Raw genomic sequence first — 21,809 nt, forward strand, 5'->3', positions numbered from 1 at the left:
GGTTAAATAAGGCAGGCCGGGCAACCGGCACGGCGTGCTTTCAAAACCCGTTCAAAGTGAGACGGGTCTTTCACAGTCAGAACCTCAGCATCGCGAGGCATGTAGTAATCCACCAGTCGTGAGGTCCAGAACCGCAGTGCAGCGGACCGCAGCATGTCTTGCCACAAGGCCTGTTCGTGGGTTTCCAAAGCGCGGTGCATTTGATAGCCATTCAGCAGTGCGGAGGTTCGCTCCGGGTTGAGTGCACCCGTGTCGAGGTCGATGCACCAGTCATTCGCGGTCACCGCCAGGTCAAAGAGGAAGGTGTCGACCCCGGCGAAGTAAAAATCAATCACGCCGCCCAAATCATCACCATCCATCAGCGCATTGTCGCGAAACAAATCCGCATGCACGGCGCCCTTGGGCAACTTGCTGTATGCATCGCTGGCTGCAACGCGCGACTGATGGGCCACCTCGTCACTCAGCAAGGCCAGCACCTCCTCGGGGGCATGACGAACCAAATGACCAGTGGCCTCTTGCACCCAGCTCAAACCTCGCGGGTTGGGCAGCTGACCGTTGAAATCGCCCACAGCCAGGTGTGCTCGGGCCAAAAATTCGCCAATGGCGGCACATTGCGCCGGGTTTGGGTGGTCCACCGAACGGCCATGCAGGCAGTTCACCAGCGTTGCTGGTTTGTTCTTCAACATGGAAAACAACGCGCCGCTCTCGTCCGCCACCGGCCCGGGTACAGGCAACCCTTTGTGAGCCAGGTGGCCCATCAAACCCAGGTAGAAGGGCAATTCATGGGCTTGAAGTTTTTCAAAAATCGTCAGCACATAGCGGCCGTTGCTGGTGTTCACGAAGTAGTTGGTGTTTTCGATGCCCGAACTGATTCCCTCAAAGGACTGCAGGCTGCCGCAAGGGCGGCCTGCCAGCCAGGCGTTGAGCTCATCGTGGGTAATGCGGGTGAAAACAGCCATGAATGGTCCTGAAAGTGATCAGATGCCCCGCATGGTTTAGCGGCAAGCAAACCCGGCGATTTTACCCGGGTTTGCGCCTGCATTACAGGTCGAGCAGCATCTCGGACTCGTCATCCGATGGCCTGAAGGAGCGCTTTTCATAGAACCGGAAGATGCAGGCCAGCACTTCCTCGGGTGTTTCGACCAGTTCAAACAGGTCCAGGTCTGTTTCGCTGATCATGCCTTCGCCCAAGAGGTGACCGCGTATCCAGTCAATCAGCCCGCCCCAGAAGGCATGACCCACCAGCACCACGGGGATGCGGCGGCCTTTGCTGGTCTGAATGAGCGTTAGCGCCTCAAACAGTTCGTCCAGCGTGCCAAAGCCGCCAGGCATCACCACATACGCGCTGGCGTATTTGGCAAATGCCACCTTGCGTGCAAAAAAGTGGCGGAAGGTCAATGAGATGTTTTGGTAGGGGTTGCCATGCTGCTCAAAAGGCAGCTCGATGTTGAGGCCCACACTGGGCGATGGTCCGGCGTGGGCGCCTTTGTTGGCGGCTTCCATGATGCCGGGCCCACCGCCACTAATGACTGCAAAACCAGAGTCCGACAGCGCACGTGCAATTTTTTCGGTGAGTTGATAATACGGGTGCTCGGGCTTGGTTCGCGCACTGCCGAAGATGGACACCGACGGCCGAATTGCCGACAGCTTCTCGGTCGCTTCAATGAACTCTGCCATAATTCCCAGCACGTGCCACGATTCACGCGCTTTGACGGCGGTGGACTGCTCCTTGGATGGAAGGTGGCGAAGGGTCGGAATGTTCTTGTTCTTGGTTGTCATATGAAGCGTTTACTCCTCGTCGATGGGTCCAGCTACCTGTACCGCGCCTTTCACGCCATGCCGGATTTGCGCAATCGGGCTGGTGAGCCCACAGGTGCAATCTACGGCATGGTGAACATGCTTCGCCGCCTTCGGGCAGACTTCCCGAGCGACGCGCTCACGTCCAATTGTATCGCCTGTATTTTCGATGCGCCGGGCAAAACCTTCCGGGATGACCTTTATCCGGAATACAAGGCCAATCGGTCCAGCATGCCGGAAGATTTGGCTGCGCAAATACCCCATATTTACGAGGTGACCAAAGCGCTGGGTTGGCCTGTGATTGCCGAGCCCGGCATTGAAGCGGATGACGTGATTGGCACCCTGGCCCAGACCGCACTGCGCCAAGGCTTTGATGAGGTGGTGATTTCCACCGGCGATAAAGACCTTGCGCAACTGGTGAACGACAAAATCCGCCTGGTCGACACCATGAAAAATTCGGTCATGACCCGTGATGCGGTGTTTGAAAAGTTCGGCGTGTACCCCGAGCAGATTATTGATTACCTGACCCTGGTTGGCGACACGGTGGACAACGTGCCTGGTGTGGAGAAGGTGGGACCCAAAACCGCCGCCAAGTGGCTGGCCGAATACAAAACCCTGGATGGGGTGGTTGCCAATGCAGATCAAATTGGCGGCAAAGTGGGCGAAAACCTGCAAAAAGCCCTGGATTGGCTGCCCACCGGAAAAACCTTGGTGACCGTGAAAACAGACTGTGACATTGAACTGGCCCGTCACATTGAAGACCAACTGCAAGCTGGCACCGAAAATGCCGAGGTGTTGAAAAAGCTGTTTCAGCGGTTTGAGTTCAAAACCTGGTTTCGAGCCTTGGGTGGTGCTGCTGAAGAACCAAGCGGTGTATCCGGTGATTTGTTCTCGAGCTCAAGCGCTGAGCCCGGGGGCTCAACATCTTTGGCATCCAATACCGCTGGCCCCAATGCATTGTTTGATGCGCCCACGCAGTCCATCGATTCCATTGGCACGGTGAGCATTCAATCCGCCGATGCGTTGCATGAACTGATTGACCAACTGGCCAAGGCCAAGTCAGCCCGGCGTGCTGTGGCCTTTGACACGGAAACCACCTCGCTGGAACCCATGAACGCGCAGATTGTGGGGCTGTGCTTTGCCCTGGAACCGGGCGTGGGTTATTACATTCCCCTGGGCCATCAGGACCTGACCGCCGAGCCACAACTGAGTTTGAGCGACACCCTGGCCGCATTGAAGCCTTGGTTTGAAGACGCGCAGGCCCCCAAAATTGCCCAAAATGCCAAGTACGACTTGCATGTGATGGCCAATCACCATGTGTGGGTTCAAGGTTTGGTTGAAGACACCATGCTGGCCAGCTACATTCTGGAAGCGCACAAGCCCCACGGCATGGATGCCCTGGCCCTGCGCTGGTTGAACTACAACACCATCAAATATGAAGAAGTGGCCGGCAAAGGCGCCAACCAGATTGGGTTTGAACAAGTACCGATTGAGACAGCCACCCGCTACGCCGCTGAAGATGCAGAAGTCACCCTGCGCTTGGCCAGTGTGCTGCGGGCTGAGCTGCAGCAAGTGCCAGAACTGGCCACACTGTACGACACGGTGGAGTTGCCATTCAGCCAGGTGTTGTTTGAAGTGGAGCGCAATGGGGTGTTGATTGACAGCGAAAAACTGGATGCCCAAAGCGCTGAAATCGCCGACAAGCTCAAGGTGATTGAAACCCAGGCCTTTGAATTGGCCGGTGGTGAGTTCAATTTAAATTCACCCAAACAAATTGGTGAGCTGTTGTTTGACAAGCTGGGCCTGCCGGTGGTGAAGAAAACCGCCAGCGGCGCGCCTTCCACCGATGAAGAGGTGCTGAGCAAACTGGCCGAGGATTACCCCTTGCCTGCCAAATTGTTGGAGCACCGAAGCTTGGCCAAGCTCAAAAGCACCTACACCGACAAGCTGCCGCGCATGGTGAACCCGCGCACGGGCCGCGTGCACACCAACTATGCGCAAGCCGTGGCTGTAACCGGGCGCTTGGCCAGCAACGACCCCAATTTGCAAAACATTCCCGTGCGCACGGCCGAGGGCCGCCGAGTGCGGGAAGCCTTTGTCGCACCGGCTGACCATGTGTTGGTGTCGGCCGATTACTCGCAAATTGAATTGCGCATCATGGCCCACATCAGTGGCGATGAGGCGCTCATCCACGCTTTCCAGCATGGTCTGGACATTCACAGTGCCACAGCGTCCGAGATTTTTGGCGTGCCCTTGGGCGAGGTGAATTCAGACCAGCGGCGCACCGCCAAGGTCATCAACTTTGGTCTGATTTACGGCATGAGTGCCTTTGGACTGGCGGCCAATTTGAACATCAATCGCGACGCGGCCAAGCTGTACATTGACCGTTATTTCACGCGCTACCCCGGCGTGGCCCGCTACATGGAGAATGTGCGGGCCCAAGCCAAGGCAGACGGCTATGTGAGCACGGTGTTTGGCCGCCGCCTGTGGTTACCCGAGATTAAAAGCCCCAATGGACCGCGCCGTGCAGCGGCGGAACGGGCTGCCATCAATGCGCCCATGCAGGGCACCTCGGCAGACCTCATTAAAATGGCCATGATCAAATTGTCGGCCTGGTTAAAGGCTGAGCAACTTCAAACCAAAATGATCATGCAGGTGCATGACGAGGTGATACTCGAAGTCCCCAATTCCGAACTGGCTGTGATTCAGGGCAAAGTGCCGGAGATCATGACCCAAGTGGCCGACCTGAAAGTGCCGCTGGAAGTGGGTTGTGGCGTGGGGCTGAATTGGGAAGAGGCCCACTAACCGGGGGGAGTAGAAGCATGCAAGACCAACACGACACAGACAGCGAACACTTGAAAGCCCTAGCGGGTGGCGGAAAGCTGGCAGCCGATCGCCGCACCGTGCTGAAGGGTTTGACGGCGGGTGGCTTTGCCATGGCCGCTGGCCCGGTGTTGTCCGAGGCCATCACCACGCCGTCCACCGGTTTGATTGAAGACCGGGTGTTGGTGAACGTGGGCGACGACGACATGTTTGCCTACCGTGCCAAGCCCGCGCACAAAAAGCACCCGCCGGTTATTTTGGTGGTGCCTGAAATCTTTGGTGTGCACGCTTATATAGAGGATGTGGTGCGCCGGTTTGCCCAAGCGGGTTTTTACGCCATGGCACCCGACATCTTTTTTCGCCATGGTGAGCCGGGCCAGTATGCAACCGTGGCTGAAATTCTCCAGAACGTGATTTCGAAAATGGACGATGCCCAGGTGATGCAGGACCTGGACAAGTGCGTGGAATTTGCGGCGGGTGATGGCGGCAACACCGGCCAGTTGGCCGTGACGGGCTTCTGCTGGGGGGGGCGAATCACCTGGCTGTACACAGCCCACAACCCCATGGTGCGTGCAGGGGTGGCCTGGTATGGCAAGCTGGTGGGGCCTTCAACCGCGCTAACACCCAAACAGCCGGTTGACCTGGCTGCTGACCTGAAAGCCCCTGTGCTCGGCTTGTATGGCGCGGAAGACACCTCCATCCCCTTGAACACCATCGACGACATGCGCACAGCCTTGGTCAAGGCTGCGCCCGGCAATGCGAATGCGGCCCAAACACACATCGAGGTGTTTGCCAATGCGCAGCACGGCTTCCACGCGGATTATCGGAATACCTACAACTCGACGGCTGCCAAACAGGCGTACAATCAGGCACTTCAGTTTTTGCGCAGGCGTGGCCTGCTCTAACCCAACGTGCACTCCAGTTTGTTGATTGTCATGGTGGCCTCGGCCACCGGCACGGCGCTGGCCATTCTGGCTGCGGCCTGGCTCAGTTCGCGCAGCATCGCCCGCGCACTCGAGCCCATGGTCAGCTTGTCCACAGGTGTGTTGTTGGGCACCTCCCTGTTGCACCTGCTGCCTGAGGCGCTGGACAAAGGCATGGAACATCACGATCTATTCATCTGGTTGTTGGGTGGTTTGTTGTTCTTTTTCGTGCTGGAAAAGTTTGCGATATTTCGCCACAGCCACCACCACGAGCATGACGGTCACCACCATGAACATGGCTTTGACAAACATGAGGCAGGGCGGGGCGGCCTCTTGATTGTGGTGGGTGACTCCATCCACAACTTTGCCGATGGTTTGCTGATTGCTAGTGCGTTTTTGGTGGATGTGCAATTGGGTTTGCTCACCACGCTGTCCATCGTTCTGCACGAAATTCCCCAACAAACAGGCGATTTTCTGGTGCTCATGAATGCCGGCATTGCCCGGGCCAAAGCCATCCGCCTGATGGCCGTGGCGGGTGTTGCGGCGGTGCTGGGCGCCTTTCTTGGGTTCACCCTGTTTTCGCAATTGCAGCATGTACTGCCCATTGCATTGGTGCTGGCCTCGGCCAGTTTTCTGTACGTGGCCGTGGCCGACCTCATTCCCCAAATGCAGCAGCGCCTTGCCCTGCGTTCCAGCATCATGCAGGTCACCACCATCACGGCCGGGGTTGTGCTGGTGGCTTACCTGGCCAGTATTCTGCACCACCACCATTAAAACCCTGTTGAGGTTTGCCCTAATACACGCCCCGAACACCCCGTGACAACATGAGCCGCGCCACTAAACTAAAAAACACGGCGGAGCAGGCATGGCGGATGTTGTATTGGAGACCAATGACCTCACCAAGGAATTCAAGGGTTTCACGGCGGTCAATCAAGTGAATTTGCGGGTTCAGCGCGGGCATATCCATGCGCTGATCGGGCCCAACGGTGCAGGCAAAACCACGTGTTTCAACCTGCTCACCAAGTTTCTCACGCCCACCTCTGGGCGAATTCTGTTCAACGGACAGGACATCACCCATCAAAAACCAGCCCAAATTGCCCGGCGTGGGGTCATTCGTTCCTTTCAAATTTCTGCGGTGTTTCCTCACCTGTCGGTGCTTGAAAACGTGCGGATTGGCTTGCAGCGCCCCATGGGCAATGCATTTCATTTTTGGCGCAGCGAAAAAATTCTCCACCGCCTGAATGACAGGGCCATGGAACTGCTGGCGGAAGTGGGGCTGCAAGAGTACGCGGATTATCAAACCGTGGACTTGCCATATGGCCGCAAGCGCGCCCTGGAGATTGCCACCACATTGGCCATGGAGCCCGAGGTGATGTTGCTCGATGAGCCCACCCAAGGCATGGGCCATGAAGACGTGGACCGGGTGACCCAATTGATCAAGAAAGTGTCCAAAGGCCGCACCATCCTGATGGTGGAGCACAACATGAACGTGGTGGCCAGCATTTGCGACCGCATCTCCGTGTTGCAGCAGGGTGCTGTGCTGGCTGAAGGTGCCTATGAAGAAGTGTCGAAAAACCCGCAGGTGATGGAAGCCTACATGGGCACCAGCGCGGGGCAGTTGGAAGGGGCCCATGCATGAGCCAAACCGTTTTAAAGATTGAAGGCCTGAATGCTTGGTACGGTGAGTCTCACATTCTGCACAACATGACTTTTTCGGTGAAAGAAGGGGAGGTGGTGTCCCTGTTGGGGCGCAATGGTTCGGGCCGAACCACCACATTGCGGGCCATCATGGGCTTAACCGGCCGTCGTGCGGGTTCCATCCAGATCAACGGGCAGGAATCGATTGCGCTGCCCACCCACAAAATTGCCCACTTGGGTGTGGGTTACTGCCCGGAAGAGCGCGGCATTTTTTCATCCTTGTCTGCCGAAGAAAACCTGATGCTGCCGCCCTTTGTATCAAAGACCGACAAGGGCATGAGTGTTGCCGAAATCTACGAGATGTTTCCAAATTTGCAGGCACGCCGGAAAAGCCAGGGCACCCGGTTGTCCGGCGGCGAGCAGCAAATGCTGGCGGTGGCCCGCATTCTGCGAACCGGCGCCAAATTGCTGCTGCTGGATGAAATTTCGGAAGGCCTGGCACCGGTGATTGTGCAAGCGCTGGCCCGCATGATCACCACGCTGAAAGCCAAGGGCTACACCATCGTCATGGTGGAACAGAATTTCCGGTTTGCTGCACCGTTGGCCGATCGCTTTTATGTGGTTGAGCACGGGCAGATTGTTGAAACATTCGAATCCAGTCAACTGGACGACAAAATGCCGGTGCTGCATTCGCTGCTCGGTGTTTGAACATCATTCTTACAAGCAAAGAAAGGAGAAGGAGATGACATTGAAACCAATCGTAGCCGGCCTGTTGGCCGTGGGTAGTCTGGCCATGGCCGGCACCGCCGCCGCGCAAGTGTCCGGTGATGTGGTCAAGATCGGCATGATCACCGACCTGTCGGGTGTGTATGCAGACATCGACGGCCCCTCGGGCGTGGAAGCCGTGAAAATGGCCATCGCCGATTTTGGCGGCAAAGTGAACGGCAAGAAAATCGAATTCATCTACGCCGACCACCAAAACAAGGCCGACATTGCAGCCAGCAAGGCGCGCGAATGGTTTGACCAGGAAGGCGTGGACTTCCTGATTGCAGGCACCAACTCAGGCACAGCCCTGGCGATTGCCAAGGTGGCTGGCGAGAAGAAAAAACCCGTGTTCGTGATTGGTTCCGGCTCTGCCCGCCTCACCAACGAGGAGTGCAACCCGTATTCCATTCACTACGCCTACGACACCGTGGCATTGGCCAAAGGCACAGGCTCTGCCGTGGTGAAGCAGGGCGGCAAAAGCTGGTACTTTCTGACAGCCGACTACGCCTTTGGCACCTCGCTGGAAAACGACACCTCCACCGTGGTAAAAGCCAGTGGCGGCCAGGTGTTGGGCGCAGTTCGCCACCCCTTGTCTGCGTCGGATTTCTCCTCGTTCATGTTGCAGGCCCAGGCCTCCAAGGCTCAAATTTTGGGCCTGGCCAATGCCGGTGGTGACACCATCAACTCCATCAAGGCCGCCAACGAATTTGGCGTGACCTCCACCATGAAGCTGGCTGGCTTGTTGATGTTCATCAGCGACGTGCACGCGCTGGGCTTGGGGCAAACCAAGGGCATGTACCTGACTGACAGCTGGTACTGGGATCAAAATGATGAAACCCGCAAGTGGTCCAAGCGTTTCTTTGATTCCCAGAAAAAAATGCCCACCAGCCTGCATGCGGCCGATTACTCCGCAACCCTGCAGTTCCTGAATGCGGTAAAGGCCACTGGCACGGACGATTCAGACAAAGTGCTGGACGCCATCCGCAAAGGCAAAGTCAATGATGTGTATGCCAAAAACGGATACTACCGTGTGGACGGCAGCATGATTCACGACATGTACCTGATGCAGGTGAAAGCCCCCAACGAGTCCAAGAAGCCTTGGGATTACCTGAAAGTGGTTCAAACCATTCCAGGCGACCAGGCTTTTACCACCAAAGCCGAAACCAAGTGCGCCGCCTGGAAGTGATGCGGGCTTAAACACACGGTCAATTTGCGGGTTTCACCGGTTGCTCGGTGAGCCCGCTTTCCATGGTGAGTTGTGATGGATATTTTTGGAATTCCGTTGCCAGCCCTGTTGGGGCAATTGTTGCTGGGTTTGGTCAACGGATCGTTCTATGCCATGTTGTCCTTGGGCTTGGCGGTTATTTTTGGCCTGCTCAACGTGATCAATTTTGCCCACGGCGCCCTGTACATGATGGGTGCCTTTTTGGCTTGGATGGGCATGGCCTACTTCAACCTCAATTACTGGGTGATGCTGGTGCTGGCCCCACTGTTGGTCGGCGTCTTTGGCGTTGTGATTGAAAAAACCATGCTGCGTTGGTTGTACAAACTGGACCACCTGTATGGTCTGCTGCTCACCTTTGGCATCACCTTGATGGTCGAAGGTTTGTTCCGTTCGTTCTACGGTGTCTCGGGCCAGCCTTACTCGGTGCCTGAAGCACTGCGGGGTGCCACCAACCTGGGCTTCATGATTTTGCCGAACTACCGGGCCTGGGTGGTGGTGGCCTCCTTGGTCATTTGCCTGGCCACCTGGGCTGTGATTGAGAAAACCAAGCTGGGTGCCTACCTGCGCGCCGGCACCGAGAATCCGCGTTTGGTGGAAGCATTCGGCATCAACGTGCCGCGCATGGTCACGCTGACCTATGGTTTTGGTGTGGCACTGGCCGCGCTGGCCGGGGTGTTGGCAGCACCCGTTATCCAGATTTCGCCCCTCATGGGTTCGCACCTCATCATCACGGTGTTTGCGGTGGTGGTCATCGGCGGCATGGGTTCCATTCTTGGGGCCATCGTGACTGGCCTCACCTTGGGCGTGCTGGAAGGGTTGACCAAGGTGTTTTATCCCGAACTGTCCTCCACTGTGGTGTTCATCATCATGGCGGTGGTTCTCATTATTCGGCCATCTGGCCTGTTTGGACGTGAAGCATGAACCGCATAGTCCTCCTCATTGTATTGGGCCTGGCGCTGGTGGCGCCCATGGCCATTTACCCGGTTTTTTTGATGAAGGTGCTGTGTTTCGCACTGTTTGCCTGCGCGTTCAATTTGCTGATCGGTTACACCGGTTTGTTGTCGTTTGGTCACGCTGCATTTTTGGGTGGTGCGGGCTACATCACCGGTTACTTGCTGCGCGACAAGGGCATGCCGTTTGAGGTCGGCATTCTGGCGGGCGTGCTGTTTGCCACCGTCATCGGTTACATCATGGGCAGCCTGGCCATTCGGCGGCAAGGCATTTATTTCACCATGATCACCTTGGCGCTGGCGCAAATGCTGTATTTCATCTTTTTGCAGGCCCCATTTACGGGCGGTGAAGACGGTTTGCAGGGCATACCGCGCGGGCACTTGTTTGGCCTCATCGACTTGCACAACGACATCACCATGTACTACCTGGTGTTGGCCATTTGCGTGGCTGGTTTTGCGTTGATTGTCCGCATTGTGCATTCGCCGTTTGGCCAGGTGTTAAAGGCCATCAAGGAAAATGAACCCCGGGCCATTTCACTGGGTTATGACGTTGAAAAACAAAAGCTGCTCGCCTTTGTGTTGTCGGCCGCCATCGCGGGTTTGGCGGGCGCCACCAAAGCATCGGTGTTGGGTTTTGAAACCCTGACCGACGTGCACTGGAGCATGTCGGGTTTGGTGGTGTTGATGACGCTGGTGGGTGGTTTGGGCACCCTGTGGGGCCCCGTGGTGGGTGCCGTCGTGATTGTTACCCTAGAGAACCGCCTGGGCGAAACCGGCACCTGGATTGCCAATGCCACGCAGATTGAGTGGTTCCGCTCCATTGGCGAATCGGTCACCATCGTGACCGGCTTCATCTTTATCGTGTGTGTGCTGGCCTTCCGGAAAGGCATTGTGGGCGTTATCCAAGAACGCCTTCAGCGTCGCGCTTAGTTCAACCCCGGTGTGGCCCGGTAATGGGCCAGACTGGGGTCCAGCCAAACCTCCCGCTTTTCAATCGGCGTGTTGTCCACAGACCGCGTGATGCGATAAACCCGAAGCGTGGGTTCATTCACGCTCTTGTTGAACAGGGTGGCCATGTTTTGGTCAAGGTTTTTGACCATGACTTCGTCGGTCACTCGCCCAATCCGGGTTTTAAACACCTCGGCTGCCAATTGGTACAAATTGCCTTTTGTACGGTTCAGCAAGTCCATGCTCAGGGTGGGAAACACCCGACAGGACAGGCTCAAGGTTTCAAGCGCAACCAATTGCGCTTTGAATTGGTGCCGCATCTCAATGTGCCAAATAAAAGCCTCTTCCTTCAAACCCAATGCACGGGCCTCGTCGGTATCCGCTAATCTTTTCTCAAGATGCGTCACCTCGGTGCTGAGGTCAGATTGCAACACATGGCTGGCCCATGGCTCTTGCAGGTGGAAGGGGGGCGTGGGTTTGGTGTTTGCATCCCCGACAGGTTTGCTCCGAACAAACGTGCCCAGGCCCTGCATTTTTTGAACCAGCCCTGCAGACTCCAGGTTCTCGATGGCTCGGCGAATGGTCCCGATGGATACGCCGAATCGCTCAGCCAAGCGTTTTTCGTTGGGTAAACTGTCACCTGCCACCCACAAGCCTTGCACAATCTCCTGCTCCAATCGCAAGCCGATTTGCACATAGGCGGGCCCAAGGCCAGGTACTGGGGCGCTGTCCGCCCACGCAGTGTCATCCATAAGGGTCCAGTTCAGGTTCAAGAGTTTTATTATTGTCCAGCCAATGTACCAGAAAAACATTCGACAAAATCGGACAATTCAGACCCGAACCGAACAAAAAAGCCAGCCGTGGTTTCACGACTGGCTTTGGGGGGGGTACGGACTGAACCGTGTTGGATGACTTACTTCAAGCGGTTCAAAGCCGGTTGGCTGGGGTACATCTGCCGGGTATACCACTTGTGGAAATGCTCCATGCCATCTTCCATGGGGCTTTGGTAAGGGCCCGCATCATGCTCGCCGCGCAGCATGAGCACTTTTCGGCCTTCATCCATCCGAATGGCAATCTCATCGTCTTCCACCGCGGTTTCCATGTAGGCGGCTTGTTCGGCCTCCACAAACTCGCGTTCAAAGAGTCGAATTTCCTCCGGGTAGTAAAACTCCACCACATTCAGGGTTTCCTGCGGACCTTTGGGGTGCAAGGTGGACACCACCAACACATGCGGATACCACTCCACCATGATGTTGGGGTACATGCAGAACCAGATGGCGCCGTATTTGGGTGCCACGCCGTTGCCAAATTTCATGACCGCATCGTGCCACGCCTTGTACACCGGGGTGCCAGGGCGGCGCAGGCCCGACTTGATGCCCACCGACTGAACGCTCCAGTTGTCCCCGTAGTGCCACTGCAAGTCCGAGCAACTCACAAACTGGCCCAAGCCCGGGTGGAAAGGTTCTACGTGGTAGTCCTCAAGGTACACCTCAATGAAAGTCTTCCAGTTGTAGGGCAGGGTGTTGGTTTTGACCGAGTCCAACTGGTAGTTCGAAAAGTCGATTTCTTCCAGAAAAGGCACATTGGCCAGCTCGGACAGCACATCCCGACTGCTGTTGAACAACAGGCCGCGCCAGTTTTGCAGGTCAAAGCCTTGCAGCTTGGTACAGGGTTGCTGTTGAAAATGGGGCGCACCCAGCAGCTCGCCTTTCAGGTCGTAGGTCCAGCGGTGGAGCGGGCACACAATATTGTCTGAATTGCCGTGGCCCTTCAGCATGACCGCTTGGCGGTGGCGACAAACATTGGACAGCAGTTCGATGGACTGGCCATTGTTGACCAGAATTCGACCGTCATTTTCCCAGGGCAGGGAGCGCCAGTCGCCAGACTCAGGCACCCAATGGGTGTGGCCTACATAACCCGGACCGTCACGATAGAGCTGATCGATTTCAGCTTTGAGTACACGTTCATCAAAGTACGTCGATACATGGGGTTGCTGATTCGACTGTGACAAATTCGACAAATCGCTCAAATCGGACATGATGCCGGGGACCTCCTTCCACAAGGCCCGGGGTGCAAACCGGGGCTGCTGCTAATAAGTGGTTGAACAAAAAGAGAAAGGGGATTGTACCCTCGGATTGAAGTTCCCGCCAAAGACTTTTCGCGTTTGAGCAAAGTCGCAGTAAAATAGAAGACTTTGTGACGAAAAACACCCCCGATGAGCAAAAAGCCGGTCAGTCCTGAAGCCGATAGCCTGTTGCAGCCGCCCGAGTCCTTTGAATCGGCCATGGCCGAGCTGGAGGCCTTGGTGGATGGCATGGATGAACAGGGCCTGGGTCTGGACCAGTTGGTCAAGGACTACAAGCGCGGTGCACAGTTGGTGAAGTATTGCCGCGACCGGCTTCAGCAGGTTCGCGAGGAGGTCAAGGTGATAGAAGCCGACTTGACAGGCGATGCGGGCGGAGAGCCGTCTTGAGCTTGAACAACCCCTTTGTGCATGGCCCCTCCTGGTTCGAACAGGTCCGCAGTGACTTTGAGCAGGTGTTGCTCGACAAATTGAATGATTTTGCAGGGCCTTCTCAACAGCTGAATGCAGCCGTGCGTTATGGTTTGTTGGAAGGCGGCAAGCGCCTGCGCGCAATGTTGGTGTATGCGGCAGGCCATGCTGTGTCCACGCCCATTGAACATTTGCACGACGCAGCCTGTGCGATTGAGGCCATGCACGCCTATTCACTGGTGCACGACGACTTGCCCTGCATGGACAACGATGTTCTTCGGCGCGGCAAGCCGACCTGCCACGTACAGTACGGTGAAGCCATGGCCTTGCTGGCCGGCGATGCCTTGCAAACCACGGCATTTCACTGGCTGGCCCATTCCCGCCAAGGCAGTGCTGACGTGCGCATGGCACAGCTTGCAACTTTAAGCACCGCCGCCGGTCTGATGGGCATGGCAGCGGGCCAGGCCATCGACTTGGCCCATGTGGGCAAAGCCATGGGCTTGGGCGAACTCAAGGAAATGCATGCCCGCAAAACTGGCGACTTGATTGCCGCTGCTGTTCGAATGGGCTACCAGTCCAACCCGCACATCGGGCATGGCGAACAACAGGCTTTAGAGGCATATGCCAACGCATTGGGCTTGGCTTATCAGATCATAGACGACATATTGGATGTGGAATCCAGCAGCGAAGTGCTGGGCAAAACATCCGGGAAAGATGCCATGAACAACAAGCCCACCGTGGTAAGCCTGATGGGCTTGCAGGAGGCCAAGCATTGGTTGGCCAGCTTGAAAGCCGATGCCATGGCCGCCTGTGAACAGTTTGATGAATACCGCCGCACCCCCTTGGAAACGCTTGTTGAATTGATCACCAACCGAACATCATGACCAACTTGCTCAAGAAAATCGATTCGCCGGCGGACCTTCGCCGCCTCTCCATCAGCCAGCTGCCTGCACTGGCCGATGAGCTGCGCAATTACATCGTGGAGCAGGTGTCCAAAACCGGAGGGCACCTGTCCTCCAACTTGGGTACGGTCGAACTGACGGTGGCTTTGCATTATGTGTTCAATACACCGCAAGACCGCCTGGTGTGGGATGTGGGCCACCAAACCTACCCGCACAAAATTTTGACTGGCCGTCGTGATGCCATGCCCGGACTGCGCCAGTACGGCGGCATTTCCGGTTTTCCCAAACGGTCCGAGTCTGAGTACGATGCTTTTGGCACGGCACATTCCAGCACGTCCATCTCTGCTGCATTGGGCATGGCCGTGGCGTCCCGCAATTTGGGCGTGAACCGCAAGCATGTGGCCATCATTGGCGACGGGTCGATGACCGCAGGCATGGCCTTTGAGGCCATGAACAACGCCGGTGTAACACCCGACATTGATTTGCTGGTGATTTTGAACGACAACGACATGTCGATCTCGCCGCCTGTGGGTGCGCTCAACAAATACCTGGCCAAATTGATGTCGGGCCGCATGATGAACACCGCCAAAGAGGTGGGCAAGGGTTTGCTGGGTGTTGCCCCGCCTTTGTACGAATTTGCGCACCGCCTTGAAGAACATGTGAAAGGCATGGTGACACCGGCGACGATGTTTGAGGAATTCGGCTTCAATTACTACGGCCCCATCGACGGCCATGACTTGGATGCGCTTATTCCCACCTTGCAAAACCTGCGCAAGCTCAAAGGGCCCCTGTTTTTGCACGTCATCACCAAGAAAGGTGCGGGTTACAAGTTGGCCGAGCAAGACCCGGTGCTGTACCACGGCCCTGGCAAGTTCGACCCCAGCATTGGCATTCAAAAAGCCACCGGCCCCAAGCCGCCCACCTACACGCAGATTTTCGGGCAGTGGCTGTGCGACATGGCCGCAGCCGACCGCAAGTTGATTGGCATTACGCCTGCCATGCGAGAAGGCTCCGGCCTGGTCGAGTTTGAGCGCCGCTTCCCCTCGCGTTATTTCGATGTGGGCATCGCTGAACAGCATTCAGTGACCTTTGCAGCCGGCTTGGCCTGCGAAGGCATGAAGCCCGTGGTGGCCATTTACTCCACCTTCCTGCAGCGCGCCTACGACCAGCTGATTCACGACGTGGCGTTGCAAAACCTGGACGTGACTTTTGCGCTGGACCGGGCTGGCTTGGTGGGGGCCGATGGCGCCACGCATGCGGGCAATTACGACATTGCTTACCTGCGCTGCATTCCGAACATGGTCATCGCTGCCCCGTCCAACGAAGACGAGTGCAGAAAGCTTTTGTCCACCGCATACCAGTACCCTGGATGTGCAGCCGTGCGTTACCCACGCGGCACAGGCCCAGGCCTGGTGCCCGACGAATCGCTGGACACGGTGGAGCTGGGCAAGGCGGTGGTGCGACATCAACCCCAGGCAGATGATTTAAAGCTTGCAATTCTGGCATTTGGCTCCATGTGTGAACCTGCACTGGCTGCTGGCCGTGCGCTGGGTGCCTTGGTGGTCGACATGCGCTGGGTAAAACCCCTGGATGAGGCGCTGTTGCAGCGCCTTGCCGAGCAGCGTTACGGTTTTGTCACCGTTGAAGAGGGCTGTATCATGGGTGGGGCAGGCTCGGCTGTTACCGAATACCTGCACGCGCAGGGTTTCACCAACCGGGTGTTGCAGCTCGGTTTGCCCGACGAATTCATCGACCATGGCGACCCTGCCTTGTTGTTGAAAAACATTGGACTGGATGCCCCCGGTATCCAGGCATCCATTGAGCAGTACTACGGCGATCTGTTTGATCGCCACAGCAATGTGGTCCGGCATGTCCCAAGCCGAGCCACAAAACCATGAGGAAGTTATGAATACACGTGACAAAGGTTTGGAATCTGCCGCGGTCCAAGAGACTGGTCAGGCCATTCCAGACGTTCAAAGTTCGATTGATACCCGGCACATTGCGATCCAGTCTGTCGGCATTCGATCCGTGAAATACCCCGTGCTGATTGAGTTGCAGGGCCAAAAGCCCATGCCCTCCGTGGCCGAATTCGAGATGACGGTGTTCCTGCCTGCCGAGCAGAAGGGCACACACATGTCCCGCTTCATTGCATTGTTGGAAGAATCCCAAGGCAGCACGCTGACCGTGGCTGGTTTCCGCAGCATGCTCAAGCAAATGTTGACGCGCCTGGACGCACCGTCTGGTCGCATCAAAATGGCTTTGCCTTACTTTTTATCCAAGGTGGCCCCAGTCAGTGGCGTGTCCAGCCTGATGGACTACCAACTGACCCTGGAAGGGCAAGCCCGTGCAACAGGTACTGATGCGGGTGAGGACATTTTCCTGACCGTGGTGGTGCCGGTGACCAGCTTGTGCCCATGTTCCAAGAAAATTTCCGAGTACGGTGCGCACAACCAGCGTTCCCACGTGACAGCCCGTGTTCAGCTGAAAGACGACCTTGACATTGCCATGCTGATTTCCAGCATCGAGCAGCAGGCGTCTTGCGAACTCTACGGCTTGCTCAAGCGGCCCGATGAAAAATACGTGACTGAACGTGCTTACGACAACCCGAAGTTTGTGGAAGATTTGGTGCGTGACGTGGCGATTGCCTTGAACAAATTCAGGGAAATTGGCCACTACACCGTGGAAGCGGAAAACTTCGAGTCCATTCACAACCACTCGGCCTATGCCCGAATTGACCGGGTCTGATCACGATTTCTGCGTCTTGCAGCGTTGTTTCAGTCCGATGTAAGTCAAACACCCGACAATACACAAACGCACAACAATGTCGGGTGAATGCCCAAGCTCAGGAGCTTTGTGTTTATGGCTGAACCACCCAAGGTCAAGCCCAAGGAAGTGTTTATTCTCGGTATCACCTCGACCGGGAAAACATTCCGTCCATCGGACTGGTCCGAACGTTTGTGCGGCGTCATGTCGCAGTTCAAGCCACCGGGCCGTCAAGCCAGCCAACAGCACTTGGTTTACAGCCCCTACTGTTTACCCATCGTGATGAACAACATCAAGTGCGTGGTGGTGGACGAGCGTTTGCGGGAAGTGGAACCGATGGCCTTTAATTTTGTGCTCAATTTCGCACGTGACAACGATTTGCAGGTGCTGGATGCCTGCTTGTTGCCCGACCCACCCTCGCCATAACGGTCGGCCATATTTGCACACACGAATCAAAACAAAAAGCCCCGACCATGTCGGGGCTTTTTGACATCTATTTAATCAAGAGGCGCTGAAATTAAGCAGCCATGCCTTTGATCAATGCAGACAAACGGGACTTTTGGCGAGAAGCCTTGTTCTTGTGGATAATTTCTTTGTCAGCCACGCGGTCCAGAATGCTGGTGGTTTCGATATACACTGCCTGTGCAGCAGCTTTGTCGCCTGCTTCAACGGCAGCGCGTACTTTCTTGACGGCAGTTCTCATTGCTGAACGAATCGCAGAGTTGTGCGCATTCAGTTTAGCGGCTTGTTTAGCGCGCTTACGCGCCTGTGCGGTGTTAGCCATGTTGCTCTAATCCAGGGTGTAGAATTCGGAAACCCACGATTTTAACAAAAACCCAGTCCTTTCACAATCGTTTCTATGAATTTATTGAAGTCGGCCGCCTCGGTCAGTGCCATGACCCTATTGTCGCGGGTTACCGGGCTGGTCCGGGAAACCATCACCGCCCGTTTGTTGGGTGCCGGGTCGGAATCCGATGCATTTTTTATTGCTTTTCGAATTCCGAACCTGTTGCGCAGGCTGTTTGCGGAAGGTGCCTTTTCCCAGGCATTCATCCCCATCCTGTCCCAAACGGCAGCTGCTGAGGGGCGATCTGTGGCCATCGAACTGGCCAGACGGGTGAGTTCCTTGCTGTTTCTGGTTTTACTCGCCATCACGGTGGTCGGTTGCCTCGGGGCTGGCTGGGTGGTGCTGGGCATGGCCAGCGGCTTACAGCCGGGCAGCGCGCAGTTTGAACTCACGGTGTTGCTCACCCGGTGGATGTTTCCTTACATTCTCCTGATATCCATGGTGGCCTTGGCTTCTGGCTTGTTGAACACGTTCAGGTCGTTCGCTTTGCCTGCCTTTGCTCCCGTGCTCTTGAACATCAGCTTTATTGTGGGTGCTTTGGTGCTGGCACCCCACATGCCGCAAGTATCCATGGCGTTTGCCATCTCGGTGATGGTGGGCGGCGTGTTGCAAGTGCTGGTGCTGTGGTGGGGGTTAAAAGTGAACGGCTGCTGGATCAATCCGTTGGCGGGTATTTCCCGCCTCGGGGCTGCATGGGCCGATCCGCAGGTTCGCCGCGTGTTGCAAAACATGGTGCCAGCCACGCTGGCGGTGTCGGTTGCCCAAATCAGCCTCATCATCAACACCAACATTGCGTCTCACCTTGCACCGGGCAGCGTGTCGTGGATTTCATTTGGTGACCGCCTCATGGAATTTCCAACCGCCTTGCTGGGCGTGGCTTTGGGCACTGTCTTGTTGCCATCGTTGTCGGCCGCCGCCACCCGCAGCGCAGAAGAATACTCCCGCCTCATGGATTGGGGGCTACGCCTCACCGTGGTGTTGGCTTTGCCCTCAGCCGTTGGCCTTGGCTTGTTCAGCGACGCGCTGGTGTCCATCCTGTTTCATTATGGTCGGTTTGAAGCCCATGATGTGCACATGACCAGCCAAGCTGTGGTGGCCTACAGTGTGGGCTTGCTGGGGTTGGTGCTCATCAAAATCCTGGCCCCGGGGTTTTACGCCAAACAGGACATTCGAACACCCGTGAAAATCGGCATCGGTGTGGTGGTGGCCACACAATTGATGAACCTGGTCTTTGTGCCTTTGTTTGATCACGCTGGTTTGCCCTTGTCCATTGGCCTGGGTGCCATGTTGAATGCCCTGATTTTGTACATGGGCTTGCGCCGACGCGGTTTGTACACACCCAAGCCTGGTTGGGCTGGGTATTGGTTGCGCACAGTGGTCGCCAGTGTCTTGATGGCGGTGGTGCTGGTGTTGGCCAACCAGCACTTTGACTGGATTGCGTTGCGCGCAGAACCGGCCTTGCGGATTGTTTGGGTGTTGTTGGTGATTGCAGCGGCGGGTGTGGTTTATTTCGCCGCTTTGGCTGCGATGGGTTTGACACCGAGGAAGTTGATACGCAAACCGGCGTGATTCGAGTCTGCCGTTTACATACCCCGAGTAATGCCCTTAGCCAGCGCTTGTTTATAGCTCTTGGCCAACGCTCGCAGTCGTGCCCCAAGCAATACCGGCAGCCCGTGCCGAACGCCCCCCGGCAGTAAAGGTTGCCCCGCGCATTGTCGAACCGGACCGAGAACTCGCCACTGCGTGGCTCAAACATCTCGGTCCGTGTGTTCGAATGCTGTGCGGGTCAAACCGATCGGGGGACTGACTGTTCGGCGCCGGGCATACCGGTATTGCCTAGGGGCGAGGGGTCTCGGTGCGCGCGGCCTGCGGGGTTCACCTCCCCTGCAGCGACAGTCAGGTCCATTGGCCCGAGCGTGACAAACAGGCGCGGTGGGCGCAGCCGCCGGGCTGGCCCAGAGGTCGATCCCGACTCGCTGTTTGGAGGGGCGACCTCAGCGATCGTGAGGCTCAGCGAGGGAAAGACCAATGGACCGTCGCCAAGGGCGAGGTAACGCGCAGTCAACTCACTTTCGGGGAGCACAAAAAAAGGAGGCCGAAGCCTCCCATTTTTAAGTCTTACCAGGCCGCTTAAACCAACGCAGCAAAAGCCCGTTCGCGAATTTCATCCACGCTGCCCACGCCTGCAATTTTTCGGTATTGCGGGGCATTGGCATCGCCTGTGGCGGCCCACTGACCGTAGTAGTCCACCAAGGGGCGAGTCTGGCTCTCGTACACATCCAGGCGCTTGCGCACCGTTTCTTCCTTGTCGTCGTCCCGTTGAACCAACGGTTCGCCGGTCACGTCGTCTTTGCCTTCCACTTTGGGTGGGTTGAAGCGAACATGGTAAGTACGGCCCGATGCCGGGTGTGTGCGACGTCCGCTCATGCGTTCAATGATTTCACCGTGCGGCACATCAATTTCAAGCACGAAGTCGATCTTCACGCCAGCCTGCTTCATGGCTTCGGCCTGTGGGATGGTGCGCGGAAAACCGTCAAACAGGTAGCCGTTCTGGCAGTCTGATTCTTTCAGGCGTTCCTTGACGAGGTTGATGATGATGTCATCAGACACCAATCCACCTGCGTCCATCACCTTCTTGGCTTCAATGCCCAGCGGTGTACCCGCTTTCACTGCGGCCCGCAGCATGTCACCCGTGGAAATCTGGGGGATCCCGAATTTTTCCTTGATGAATGTCGCCTGTGTGCCTTTACCAGCACCGGGCGCTCCCAAAAGAATCAAACGCATAGTCGCCTCAAGAGTATTAAATTTGGCTGGCCGACTGTCACGACGCGGTCTCGGTGCGGTCATGGACAGGCAGCGAATTCTGGGCTGTGGTTATTATTCGAAGCCTCGCGCAGTCTAGGGGGTTCAACTTGCAGCAAACTTACCTGGACTTTCGGCGGGGCGGCTTCGAGATGATTTTCAGCCCGAGCGGGAGACAAACAGAGCGCGCACGCGCTCCAAGTCTTCCGCAGTGTCAACCCCGGGAAGCGGGGCTTCATGAATCATACACACTTTTATCCGGAAGCCGTGGGCCAAGGCACGCAGTTGTTCCAGTGATTCAAGTGTCTCGATGCGGGCCGGGGGCAAGGTCTGGAAACGCCGAAGAAAATGCGCTTTGTAGGCATACAAACCGATGTGCCGTATGCCGATTGGGCCCGAAGGTTGAACGGACGGGGCGCAGCCGCTGTTGAAGTAATCGCGCGGGTAGGGAATGGGTGCGCGGGAAAAGTACAGCGCCTCATCATCGTCCCGAAGGGCGATTTTCACCACATTCGGGTTGCGAAATTCCTCCAGATCGTGAATGGGATGGCCGCAGGTGGCAATGGCCTGATCGCCCTCCAGCAAAGCTTGTGCGACGCGGTCAATGAGGGCCGGGTCAATCAACGGTTCGTCGCCTTGCACATTCACCACCACGGTGTCATCGCCCCAGCCCTGCAACTGCACCACCTCCGCCAGTCGGTCGGTTCCGGTCGGCCAGTCGCTGCGGGTCATGACCACATTCAAACCCTCAGCCTTGCAGGCGGTCTCAATGGCGGGGTGATCGGTGGCCACCCAAACTTCGTCAGCGCCCGACTTCAAAGCCTGTTCGGCCACACGCACCACCATCGGCTTGCCACCGATGTCCAGCAGTGGTTTGCCGGGCAGGCGTGTTGACGCATGGCGGGCAGGAACAACGGCTTTAAACATGCCGT

At 56.6% G+C, this 21,809-nt stretch carries 21 protein-coding genes; 14 read left to right on the forward strand and 7 right to left on the reverse strand.

Features of this window, described 5'->3' with window-relative positions; genetic code table 11:
• Positions 1-2: 2 nt before the first annotated feature.
• Both VGE55_RS02665 and VGE55_RS02670 read right to left on the reverse strand, forming a co-directional pair.
• Positions 3-959, reverse strand: a complete 957-nt coding sequence (locus VGE55_RS02665) for a homoserine kinase (protein ID WP_331130178.1) — start codon at positions 957-959, stop codon at positions 3-5.
• 82 nt (positions 960-1,041) lie between these two features.
• Complete coding sequence (locus VGE55_RS02670) at positions 1,042-1,779, reverse strand: TIGR00730 family Rossman fold protein (RefSeq protein ID WP_331130179.1); 738 nt, start codon at positions 1,777-1,779, stop codon at positions 1,042-1,044.
• Here VGE55_RS02670 and polA point away from each other — a divergent pair, their 5' ends adjacent.
• The 8 genes from polA (at position 1,780) to VGE55_RS02710 (ending at position 11,051) form a co-directional block, all read left to right on the forward strand.
• Positions 1,780-4,602: a DNA polymerase I gene (gene polA, locus VGE55_RS02675; RefSeq protein ID WP_331130180.1), complete on the forward strand. Its 2,823-nt coding sequence runs from the start codon at positions 1,780-1,782 to the stop codon at positions 4,600-4,602.
• Positions 4,603-4,619: 17 nt separating this feature from the next.
• Entirely contained in the window at positions 4,620-5,525 is a 906-nt protein-coding gene (locus VGE55_RS02680; protein ID WP_331130181.1) for a dienelactone hydrolase family protein, read from the forward strand.
• A gap of 18 nt (positions 5,526-5,543) precedes the next feature.
• Positions 5,544-6,317 (forward strand): ZIP family metal transporter, encoded by a 774-nt coding sequence (locus tag VGE55_RS02685; protein ID WP_331130182.1) that lies wholly within the window; start codon positions 5,544-5,546, stop codon positions 6,315-6,317.
• A 91-nt stretch (positions 6,318-6,408) separates the two neighbouring features.
• On the forward strand, positions 6,409-7,182 hold the full coding sequence (locus VGE55_RS02690; protein ID WP_331130183.1) for an ABC transporter ATP-binding protein: 774 nt from the start codon (positions 6,409-6,411) through the stop codon (positions 7,180-7,182).
• Positions 7,179-7,889: an ABC transporter ATP-binding protein gene (locus VGE55_RS02695; protein ID WP_331130184.1), complete on the forward strand. Its 711-nt coding sequence runs from the start codon at positions 7,179-7,181 to the stop codon at positions 7,887-7,889. Before VGE55_RS02690 ends, VGE55_RS02695 begins: the two co-directional genes overlap by 4 nt.
• A gap of 85 nt (positions 7,890-7,974) precedes the next feature.
• Entirely contained in the window at positions 7,975-9,132 is a 1,158-nt protein-coding gene (locus VGE55_RS02700) for an ABC transporter substrate-binding protein (protein ID WP_414674951.1), read from the forward strand.
• 75 nt (positions 9,133-9,207) lie between these two features.
• The gene (locus tag VGE55_RS02705) at positions 9,208-10,092 is read left to right on the forward strand and encodes a branched-chain amino acid ABC transporter permease (RefSeq protein WP_331130186.1); all 885 of its coding nucleotides are present in this window, start codon (positions 9,208-9,210) and stop codon (positions 10,090-10,092) included.
• Complete coding sequence (locus tag VGE55_RS02710) at positions 10,089-11,051, forward strand: branched-chain amino acid ABC transporter permease (protein WP_331130187.1); 963 nt, start codon at positions 10,089-10,091, stop codon at positions 11,049-11,051. The genes VGE55_RS02705 and VGE55_RS02710 overlap by 4 nt, the downstream gene beginning before the upstream one ends.
• Here VGE55_RS02710 and VGE55_RS02715 read toward each other — a convergent pair.
• Together VGE55_RS02715 and VGE55_RS02720 are read right to left on the reverse strand one after the other, a co-directional pair.
• A complete protein-coding gene (locus tag VGE55_RS02715; protein ID WP_331130188.1) occupies positions 11,048-11,821 on the reverse strand; it encodes a GntR family transcriptional regulator in 774 nt (257 codons plus the stop codon). The genes VGE55_RS02710 and VGE55_RS02715 overlap by 4 nt on opposite strands.
• Before the next feature lie 161 nt (positions 11,822-11,982).
• Positions 11,983-13,107: an aromatic ring-hydroxylating dioxygenase subunit alpha gene (locus tag VGE55_RS02720; protein WP_331130189.1), complete on the reverse strand. Its 1,125-nt coding sequence runs from the start codon at positions 13,105-13,107 to the stop codon at positions 11,983-11,985.
• A gap of 177 nt (positions 13,108-13,284) precedes the next feature.
• Between VGE55_RS02720 and xseB the strand changes: the two genes are divergently transcribed.
• The 5 genes from xseB to VGE55_RS02745 all read left to right on the forward strand — a co-directional run bounded on the left by xseB (position 13,285) and on the right by VGE55_RS02745 (position 17,654).
• Positions 13,285-13,542, forward strand: a complete 258-nt coding sequence (gene xseB / locus VGE55_RS02725; RefSeq protein WP_331130190.1) for an exodeoxyribonuclease VII small subunit — start codon at positions 13,285-13,287, stop codon at positions 13,540-13,542.
• Positions 13,539-14,447 (forward strand): farnesyl diphosphate synthase, encoded by a 909-nt coding sequence (locus VGE55_RS02730; protein ID WP_331130191.1) that lies wholly within the window; start codon positions 13,539-13,541, stop codon positions 14,445-14,447. The genes xseB and VGE55_RS02730 overlap by 4 nt, the downstream gene beginning before the upstream one ends.
• The gene (gene dxs / locus VGE55_RS02735; protein WP_331130406.1) at positions 14,441-16,363 is read left to right on the forward strand and encodes a 1-deoxy-D-xylulose-5-phosphate synthase; all 1,923 of its coding nucleotides are present in this window, start codon (positions 14,441-14,443) and stop codon (positions 16,361-16,363) included. The genes VGE55_RS02730 and dxs overlap by 7 nt, the downstream gene beginning before the upstream one ends.
• Before the next feature lie 7 nt (positions 16,364-16,370).
• Positions 16,371-17,210, forward strand: a complete 840-nt coding sequence (gene folE2, locus VGE55_RS02740) for a GTP cyclohydrolase FolE2 (RefSeq protein ID WP_331130192.1) — start codon at positions 16,371-16,373, stop codon at positions 17,208-17,210.
• Between the two features lie 114 nt (positions 17,211-17,324).
• Complete coding sequence (locus VGE55_RS02745; RefSeq protein ID WP_331130193.1) at positions 17,325-17,654, forward strand: DUF3579 domain-containing protein; 330 nt, start codon at positions 17,325-17,327, stop codon at positions 17,652-17,654.
• Between the two features lie 91 nt (positions 17,655-17,745).
• On the opposite strand, the gene rpsT is transcribed toward VGE55_RS02745, so the two are convergent.
• The gene (gene rpsT, locus VGE55_RS02750; protein WP_256764320.1) at positions 17,746-18,012 is read right to left on the reverse strand and encodes a 30S ribosomal protein S20; all 267 of its coding nucleotides are present in this window, start codon (positions 18,010-18,012) and stop codon (positions 17,746-17,748) included.
• A gap of 75 nt (positions 18,013-18,087) precedes the next feature.
• Here rpsT and murJ point away from each other — a divergent pair, with 75 nt between their 5' ends.
• Complete coding sequence (murJ, locus tag VGE55_RS02755) at positions 18,088-19,644, forward strand: murein biosynthesis integral membrane protein MurJ (protein ID WP_331130194.1); 1,557 nt, start codon at positions 18,088-18,090, stop codon at positions 19,642-19,644.
• 561 nt (positions 19,645-20,205) lie between these two features.
• Here murJ and adk read toward each other — a convergent pair.
• Together adk and kdsB are read right to left on the reverse strand one after the other, a co-directional pair.
• Positions 20,206-20,859 carry an adenylate kinase gene (adk, locus tag VGE55_RS02760; RefSeq protein ID WP_331130195.1) on the reverse strand — a complete coding sequence of 218 codons (654 nt, stop codon included), beginning with the start codon at positions 20,857-20,859 and terminating at the stop codon, positions 20,206-20,208.
• Positions 20,860-21,036: 177 nt separating this feature from the next.
• Entirely contained in the window at positions 21,037-21,804 is a 768-nt protein-coding gene (gene kdsB / locus VGE55_RS02765) for a 3-deoxy-manno-octulosonate cytidylyltransferase (RefSeq protein ID WP_331130196.1), read from the reverse strand.
• Positions 21,805-21,809 lie beyond the last annotated feature (5 nt).

The sequence above is a fragment of the Limnobacter sp. genome (assembly GCF_036405155.1).
GTDB lineage: Bacteria > Pseudomonadota > Gammaproteobacteria > Burkholderiales > Burkholderiaceae_B > Limnobacter.